Genomic DNA, 3,694 nt, shown 5'->3' with positions numbered 1-3,694 from the left:
CCGCGCAGCGTCACGGCCTTGAACCGCGCGATCTCGCGGTAAATTTCGGGGATTTCCGGCGACAGGGCGACTGCATCCAGCGTTTGCGCGGCAGCGGCATCTTCGCCCGCCTCGGCCTGTTCGGCGGCGCGCAGCAGGGCCAGCACGGCGGCAGAAGCGCCGTCCTGCGTGGTTACCTTGTCCAGCGCGGCGGCCCGGGTGGCCGGATCGTCCGCCCGCAGGGCGGCCAGCATCGCATCGCCCAGCGCTTCGGCCTTCGCGCGTTCCTGTGCTTTCTGGTATTCGGTCCAGGCCGCGCCACCGACGATGAGCAGGATGGCAACCACCGCGATCCAGCCGTAGCGGCGCATCAGGCGATACAGCTTGTCGCGCCGGACCTCGTCGTTCACTTCGTCGATAAAGCTGTCGGTATCGCTCATGCGGCTTGGTCTCCGGGGCTTGATTTCGCACGTCATAGCGTGCCGCCGGGGGCAAGCCAAGGGCAAGCGGACGGCGAAGGGTCGCCCCGGCCCCGCGCGGAGGCTGAAAACCGGGCAGATCCTGTCGCCAAATGTCGCATCGAGGGCGGAATCGGGCGCCAAAAACTGGTCAGGGCGCGGGTTCTGGGCTAAACGCAGGTGGGGCCGCGCCTTCGGCCCCGAACGATCTGGAAGTGGGGGATCGAAATGCGCGTCTTTTCCATCATCGCGGCACTTGCGGTGACGCTCGCCCTCTACATGGTCGTATTCGAGCGGCCCGCCCTGCTCGCCGCCCTCGGGATGGGTGCGGAGGAGGCGACGGCGCCTGCACAGCTCACAAATGAAGCGGGGGGCGCTCCCACGGTAGGCAATGCCCCCACCGCCGGGAACGGGGCTGACCGGCTGGTGAAGGTCGTGGTGCAGGGGTCGACCGCCCGGACCATCGACAGCGCGGTCGTGCTGCGGGGGCAGACCACGGCGGCCCGGCAGGTCGATGTCCGCGCCGAAACCTCGGCGACCGTGGTGTCCGAACCGCTGCGCAAGGGGGCGACCGTTTCGGCCGGTGATGCGCTCTGCGTGCTGGATCCCGGCACGCGCGCAAACACCGTGACCGAAGCCCGCGCCCGGCTGGCCGAGGCACAATCCCGCGTGCCCGAGGCAGAAGCGCGGGTGGAAGAAGCAAAAGCACGGCTCGACGAGGCGTTGATCGCGCAGAACGCGGCCACCCGGCTGATCGAAGACGGCTTCGCCTCCCAGACCCGGGTGGCGGGGGCCGATGCCGCCGTCGCCGCGGCACGCGCCGGGGTCAGCACGGCGGACGCCGGGCTGAGCGCCGCGCGATCAGGGATTGAGGCCGCCAGCGCCGCCCTCGCCGCTGCGGAAAAGGAGATCGCCCGCCTCACCATCTCCGCCCCCTTCGACGGGCTTCTGGAAAGCGATACCGCCGAACTGGGCAGTCTGCTGCAGCCCGGTGCGCTCTGTGCGACGATCATCCAGCTCAACCCGGTGAAACTGGTGGCCTTCGTTCCCGAAACAGAGGTGGATCACGTGTCCCTCGGCGCCCCGGCGCGCGCCCGGCTTGCCGCGGGGGACCGCGAGCTGGAGGGGAAGGTAACTTTCCTGTCCCGCTCCGCCGATCCCACCACCCGCACATTCCGCGTGGAAATCGCGGTACCCAATGACGATCTGACGATCCGGGACGGCCAGACCGCCGAAATCGCCATCGCCGCCGAAGGCGTCCCGGCGCATCTGGTGCCCCAGTCCGCCCTCACGCTCAACGACGAAGGCACGCTGGGCCTGCGCCTTGTCGATGCGGAGGATGTCGTGTCCTTCGCCCCGGTCACGCTGATCCGTGACACCCGCGAAGGGGTCTGGGTCACCGGCCTACCGGAAGAGGCGGACATCATCGTGCTGGGGCAGGAATACGTCATCGCCGGGGTGCGCGTTACCCCCACCCGCCGGGACGTGGGCCAGTGAGCGGCATCGTAGACTGGGCCGCCAGCCGGGCGCGCATGGTGCTGGCCTTCATCCTGCTCAGCCTCGTGGTGGGGGCCTATGCCTATTCCACCCTGCCCAAGGAAGGCGAGCCGGACATCGAGATCCCGGCGCTCTTCGTATCGGTCAGCTTCCCCGGCATCTCGGCGGCGGACAGCGAAACGCTGCTGGTCAAGCCGATGGAAACGGAACTGGGCGATCTGGACGGGCTGAAATCCATGGCCGGCACCGCCGCCGAGAACTACGCCGGGGTGGCGCTGGAATTCGAATTTGGCTGGGACAAGACCAAGGTCATGGCCGATGTGCGCGACGCCATGAGCACGGCAGAAGCCAACTTTCCCGACGGGGCGGAGAAATATCTGATCAAGGAGATTAATTTCTCCGAATTCCCGATCATCATCGTCAACCTGACCGGCCCCGTGCCGGAACGCACCATGACGCGCGTTGCCCGTGATCTGCAGGACGACCTCGAAGCACTGGACGCGGTGCTGGAGGCCGGGATCGCAGGCAACCGCGACGAGATGCTCGAAGTGGTGATCGACCCGCTGCGGCTCGAAGCCTATGACGTGACCGCGGGTGAGCTTATTCAGGTGGTGCAGAACAACAACCAGCTTATCGCCGCGGGAGAGGTCGAAAGCGCGCAGGGCACCTTCGCGGTCAAGATACCCTCGTCCTTCTCCGGGGCGGAGGATGTCTATAACCTGCCGGTCACGACGAACGGCGACCGTGTGGTCACGCTGGGGGATCTTGCGACCATCAACCTCACTTTCGAGGACAGGCTGGGCACCGCCCGTTTCAATGGGGAAAAGACGCTTGCCCTGCAGGTGATCAAACGCAAGGGCTTCAACCTGATCGACACGGCCTCCGAAGTGCGGCGCATCGTGGAGGACCGCAGCGCGGCCTGGCCCGAAGGCCTCCGGGCGGCGGTCACCGTGGGCACCTCCAACGATCAGAGCCGGATCGTGGACAGCATGGTGCAACAGCTTCTTGGATCGGTACTGACGGCGGTGGCGCTGGTGATGATCGTGGTGCTGGGGGCCTTGGGTATCCGCGCCGCGTTGCTGGTGGGCTTCGCCATCCCCACCTCGTTCCTGTTGTGCTTTGCCTTTCTCGCGCTCATGGGAATCTCCATTTCCAACATCGTGATGTTCGGGTTGATCCTCGCGGTGGGCATGCTCGTCGACGGGGCCATCGTCGTGGTGGAATACGCCGATGCGCGCCAGCAGGAAGGCGTGGGGCCGATGCACGCCTATGTGGATTCCGCCAAGCGCATGTTCTGGCCCATCATCTCTTCGACCGCGACGACGCTCTGTGCCTTTCTGCCCATGTTGTTCTGGCCCGGCGTGCCGGGGGAGTTCATGGGGATGCTTCCCGTCACGCTCATCTTCGTGCTGAGCGCGAGCCTCGTGGTGGCGCTGATCTATCTGCCGGTCATGGGCGGCGTCACCGGGCGGCTGGAACGCTGGATGGCCGACAACATGCTGCGCATCGCCCGGCTGCCCTTTTACCTGCATCTGCTGCTCTTTCCGGTGGCGGTGGCGATGATCGCGGGGCCGGCGCTGCTCTTCGGGCCCATTTTCGCGATAGTGGGCGCGCGGTTCGCGGCGATGGACGGGCTGGACGTACTTGGATCGGTCATTCCGACCTTCGCGGTCGTCTTCGCCAGTCTGGTCGCGGCAGCGGCGCTGATGACGCTGCTTCTGGGCGGCGCGATGCTGTTCCTGCTGGGGGCCTTCGCCTTG

General features: G+C 66.8%; 3 protein-coding genes. 2 read left to right on the top strand and 1 reads right to left on the bottom strand.

Annotated features, from left to right (window positions below; all coding sequences use genetic code 11):
• The coding region (locus tag A3764_RS06145) for a tetratricopeptide repeat protein (RefSeq protein ID WP_150122089.1) at positions 1-419 on the bottom strand (419 nt) is incomplete at its 3' end.
• A gap of 246 nt (positions 420-665) precedes the next feature.
• On the opposite strand from A3764_RS06145, the gene A3764_RS06140 reads away from it, so the two are divergent.
• The gene (locus tag A3764_RS06140) at positions 666-1,934 is read left to right on the top strand and encodes an efflux RND transporter periplasmic adaptor subunit (RefSeq protein ID WP_067925185.1); all 1,269 of its coding nucleotides are present in this window, start codon (positions 666-668) and stop codon (positions 1,932-1,934) included.
• A partial coding sequence (locus tag A3764_RS06135) for an efflux RND transporter permease subunit (RefSeq protein WP_150122088.1) occupies positions 1,931-3,694 on the top strand: 1,764 nt, incomplete at its 3' end. The genes A3764_RS06140 and A3764_RS06135, both read left to right, overlap by 4 nt.

The sequence above is a fragment of the Sulfitobacter sp. HI0129 genome (genome assembly GCF_001635395.1).
Lineage (GTDB): Bacteria > Pseudomonadota > Alphaproteobacteria > Rhodobacterales > Rhodobacteraceae > Sulfitobacter.
This window is presented reverse-complemented; position numbering and strand designations above follow the sequence as displayed.

What these genes read in the sequence shown, in the direction of transcription:
- A3764_RS06140 (WP_067925185.1), top strand. Translation starts at nt 666, where the DNA reads ATGCGCGTCTTTTCCATCATCGCGGCACTTGCGGTGACGCTCGCCCTC.